Below are 3,520 nucleotides of genomic sequence, written 5' to 3' on the forward strand. Positions count from 1 at the left end.
GGCCGAGGCGGAGTCAGGAGCCCGCTCTCGGCCGCGCACGCCGGCGGCGCAGTCGGCCGAGGCGGAGTCAGGAGCCCGCTCTCGGCCGCGCACGCCGGCGGCGCAGTCGCAGTTGGTCGTGAAGCGAACGACAGGGCACTAGATCGCGACCTGGGTCAGCAGGTCCTCCACGCACGGGTCGTCCAGCGACTCGACGATGCACTTCCACAGCGACAGGTTGGTCTCCGCCCACCTGGTGTAGGTCGCGGCGGCCTCCGTGTCGTAGAAGTAGTAGCCCTCGTCGGCCTTGCCCACCTGCTCGCCGACGATCTTGTGCGCCAGCTCGCGCAGCGTGATGCCGTTCTCCTGCAGGTACCGGTGCGCGAGCACGACCGGTGTCACCGGGAGCGCCTTGAACAGCGTGTCGGCGTCGGAGAGCGCCTGGGCCTCCAGCGAGATGTCGCGGTGGCGGGTGCGCATCTCGGCCTCGAGGACGATGCGCTCGATCCAGTCGATGTCGCCCATCGCGACGCCGGAGACGAAGAGGACCTTCCTCCGCAGCGCCGCGCCGTCGGTCGGCAGGGAGTTGCGGCGGACCATGTAGTTCAGGTCGTGCACGAGCGCGGCGACCTCCACGACGTCCACGGCGGCGCCGTTGCGCCCGGCGAAGTGCACGGACTTGTCGCGGACGAAGCTCACGTGGTGCCAGCCGTGGAACTGCAGCTTCGCGGCCAGGTCCTCGCACAGCCGCCTCACGCGCTGCTCCACGTCCGCGATGACAGACCTCGGAATCCTTGTGCGCGTACGCATCATCAGCCCTCCCAACGGGTGGGCCGATGGTAGGCGCGGCACGGGCGCTCCCGTGCGGGTTCAGAGGCGGTTCGTCAGATCCTCCAGCCTGTCCTCGACCGGCACGTGCCGGTGGCTGACCCCGGTGTCCGGGTCGTAGCTGAGGCTCCACGGCGTGACGGCGCGGGACTTGACCAGGAACGTCATCGTCCCGTCGGCGGCGCGTGGGATGCGGTGGAACTCGTGCGCGAGCAACGTGCCGGTGGTGCCCTCGGTGCACTGCATGCGCTTGGTGAGCTCCGTGCCGACGATGGTGCGCCCGCCGACGCCGAGCCGGGCGCTGAACCGTTCGTGCAGGTAGGCGCCGCTCAGGATGGTGGTGCAGAAGTGGTACCGGTGGTTGTGGACCGAGTCGGCGTAGCCCGCGCGCCAGTCCGCCAGCGGCTTGTACTCGTGCAGCCAGAACGTGAACGGCTCGGCCGGCTCGTCGCGCAGGCACCACGCGAAGTGCGTCGTCGTCTCCCGGGAGTGCGCGATCACCCGGGTCGCGTCCTGCGGCGAGAGCCCGTCGAGGTGCGCGCGGAGATCCTTGCGCAGCTCGGGCCGTGCCGCCCATTCGCGGAACCACGTGCCGACGTCGGGCCAGTGGTCCACGACGGGAAATTCGGCGCGCTTCACCCGGGCGGCGAGCTCCTCGAGCGCGGACAACCCGGTGAACTCGGCTAGCAAGATCGATCAGCTCCTCAACTGAGCAGATGCGGAGAATTCGCGGCGGAATGCGTGGAACTTGTTCTCGAGCTCCTTGAAACCGTCCGCGGAGAGGGTCTCGCCGGTGATCTTCTCGAACAACGCCAGGAAGTCGTCGTTCGTCGTTCCCGGCGTGATGGCGAAGTGGTGGCCGGCCCGGGAATTGCTGATCCGCAGGAACTCCGCGCGTTCCATCGCGTAAAGGAACGAACTCTCGGTGAACCTGAGCGTCCGCGGATAGGGCCGCAGCACTCCGGCGGTGTTGCTGTAGAGCGTCATCCAGACCGAGTCGTCGAAGAGCTCGAGCCGGTCGAGCGGCGGATCGGACACGATGGTGACGTCGATCCGGCTGCACCGCCCGCGTGCCGCGTAGAGCCCGACGAGCCCGATCCGGATCTGCTCCTTGAGCTGCCTCTGGATCTCGTCGTAGTCCCCGTCGGCGCCCTCGCCCCGCAACAGGTACCGGGCCCGCCCGCTGATCGAGTTGTCGTCCCGCGGGTCCGCGAGCACGGCCTTGAGCTCGCACTCCGTCTGGCTGAGCAGCACCCGCCCGGCCGCGTACCGCCCGGCGAACCCGCGGAAGCAGTACAGCCGGGTCCGCTCGAGGTCCTGCATCATGAGCTGGTTGAACTCGGGGTCGGGCTTGGCCGTCGGCTCGAACACGTGGCTGGGGAAGAACTCCCGGTCGAGCGCCCGGTACTCCTGGCTGAGCTCCTTGAGCGCCCGCCGGCTCTCCTCGATGACGGGCGTCAACAGCGCCTTCTGCGCGGCTTTCGACGTGATCAGCGTTTGCGTGAAGCTCACGACCGCCGAAATGAGTGTGCCCGTCCCCAACGCCGTCAGCAGGTTTCTGCCCGTACCGGAATCCAGCTGACTGGAAATGGCCAGCGACGCACCCGACGTCACCACGAGTATGAGGAGGAGCAACCCGGTACGAGTCCAGAACAACTCCTGGACCAGGTTGCTGCGGATGCCTCCGGCCTCCGCGGACACAACTCCCACCTCCTGGGCCTCACCTAATCGGCCGCTACCCGAACGGACGAATGCGTTGGGTGTTCGATCAAGTGCGAGGAGTTACTGTACGCGTCGGTCTAAAGATAAGGAAGCTGCTGTTCGTGCGACATTTCACCCCGGAATAACCGCGCTTCGGGCGGGTGGCTAGTGCGCACCCGTGCGGTGCGGTGACACCGCGTCGCGGCTGCGGTCAACGTGTCGGGTGAGGGTGACCCACCCACCCGAACGCACTCACGCCGCGTGTCTTGGCCCGCTCGGCGTCGCACCGGGTTGGTCCGCGAGGCGGAACGTCCCGCCTGAGCCGTCATCACAGCGGCAGAGCCGCAATCGCGGAAAGACGCGCAGCGGCGATGACCCCGCGCACATCGTCACGACTCGCCCAGCGACCGACCTGCTACACCCCGCTAACACCCAGCCGAATACGCTGCCCGACCATGCGCAACGTCCTGCTCATCGCGTCCCTGGCGCTCGCGGCGGCCACCGGCCTCTCGGGGTGCGGCAGCTCCGCCCAGCCGTCCCCCGGCACCGGCGCCGCCGCCCCGACGAACCCCTGCAAGATCGACGACTTCAAGGTCACCGGCGACTTCGGGTCGGCGCCGAAGGTCGAGGTCCCCGCCTGCAAGCCCACCGACGAGCTCCTGATGAAGGACCTGGTGCAGGGCACCGGGGCCGAGGTCAAGGCGGGCACGACGGCCACGGTCAACTACCAGCTCACGACGTTCTCCGACAAGAAGGTGCTGGACAGCTCGTTCCAGCGCGGGAAGCCGTTCGACGTCGAGAACGTCGGCCAGGCGCCGGTGATCGACGGCTGGAACGAGGGCATCGTCGGCCTGAAGGAGCAGGGGCGCCGCCTGCTCGTCGTGCCGCCGGCCAAGGGGTACGGGCAGGGCGGTCAGGGCATCAAGGCGAACGAGACGCTGATCTTCGTGATCGACGGCGTGAAGGTCACCCCCGCCGCGTAGTGCGACGGTCCGGGTGCCGGCACGGCACC

4 protein-coding genes are annotated in these 3,520 nt (G+C 68.4%); 1 reads left to right on the plus strand and 3 read right to left on the minus strand.

Annotated features, from left to right (window positions below):
- Window positions 1-138: 138 nt before the first annotated feature.
- Genes ACFWGZ_RS40220 through ACFWGZ_RS40230 form a run of 3 tightly spaced genes read right to left on the minus strand, consistent with a single transcriptional unit; the run spans window position 139 to window position 2,508 of the window.
- Window positions 139-789 carry an HD family phosphohydrolase gene (locus tag ACFWGZ_RS40220; RefSeq protein WP_382456838.1) on the minus strand — a complete coding sequence of 217 codons (651 nt, stop codon included), beginning with the start codon at window positions 787-789 and terminating at the stop codon, window positions 139-141.
- A 60-nt stretch (window positions 790-849) separates the two neighbouring features.
- A complete protein-coding gene (locus tag ACFWGZ_RS40225; protein ID WP_382456839.1) occupies window positions 850-1,497 on the minus strand; it encodes a hypothetical protein in 648 nt (215 codons plus the stop codon).
- Window positions 1,498-1,503: 6 nt separating this feature from the next.
- Window positions 1,504-2,508: a hypothetical protein gene (locus tag ACFWGZ_RS40230; protein ID WP_382456841.1), complete on the minus strand. Its 1,005-nt coding sequence runs from the start codon at window positions 2,506-2,508 to the stop codon at window positions 1,504-1,506.
- Window positions 2,509-2,963: 455 nt separating this feature from the next.
- On the opposite strand from ACFWGZ_RS40230, the gene ACFWGZ_RS40235 reads away from it, so the two are divergent.
- Window positions 2,964-3,491, plus strand: coding sequence for an FKBP-type peptidyl-prolyl cis-trans isomerase (locus ACFWGZ_RS40235; RefSeq protein WP_382456840.1), 528 nt, complete (start codon window positions 2,964-2,966; stop codon window positions 3,489-3,491).
- The last annotated feature ends 29 nt before the right edge of the window (window positions 3,492-3,520 follow it).

It is taken from the genome of Lentzea sp. NPDC060358 (assembly GCF_042725365.1).
Lineage (GTDB): Bacteria > Actinomycetota > Actinomycetes > Mycobacteriales > Pseudonocardiaceae > Lentzea.

Excerpts from the sequence above, each read along its gene's own strand:
- ACFWGZ_RS40220 (WP_382456838.1), bottom strand. The coding sequence starts at position 789 with ATGCGTACGCGCACAAGGATTCCGAGGTCTGTCATCGCGGACGTGGAG.
- ACFWGZ_RS40235 (WP_382456840.1), top strand. The coding sequence starts at position 2,964 with ATGCGCAACGTCCTGCTCATCGCGTCCCTGGCGCTCGCGGCGGCCACC.